This window comes from Streptomyces achromogenes subsp. achromogenes (assembly GCF_000720835.1).
GTDB lineage: Bacteria > Actinomycetota > Actinomycetes > Streptomycetales > Streptomycetaceae > Streptomyces > Streptomyces achromogenes.
Genome location: NZ_JODT01000160.1, coordinates 1 through 203, shown reverse-complemented (window position 1 = coordinate 203; position 203 = coordinate 1). Strand labels below are relative to the sequence as shown.

At 67.0% G+C, this 203-nt stretch carries 1 protein-coding gene; it reads left to right on the top strand.

Annotated features, from left to right (window positions below; all coding sequences use genetic code 11):
• Positions 1–203, top strand: a 203-nt coding sequence (locus tag IH25_RS41860) for an ACP S-malonyltransferase (protein ID WP_167346066.1), incomplete at both ends; no start/stop codon positions are given.

Below are 203 nucleotides of genomic sequence, written 5' to 3'. Positions count from 1 at the left end.
TTCCGGTGTTCGCGGAGGCGTTCGATGCGGCGTGTGTGTGTCTGGACAAGGGGTTGGAGCGGTCGTTGAGGGAGGTGGTGTTCGCGGAGCCGGGGAGTGCGGAGGCGGTGTTGTTGGAGGGGACGGGGTATGCGCAGCCGGCGTTGTTCGCGGTGGAGACGGCGTTGTTCCGGTTGGTGGAGTCGTGGGGTGTGCGGCCGGAT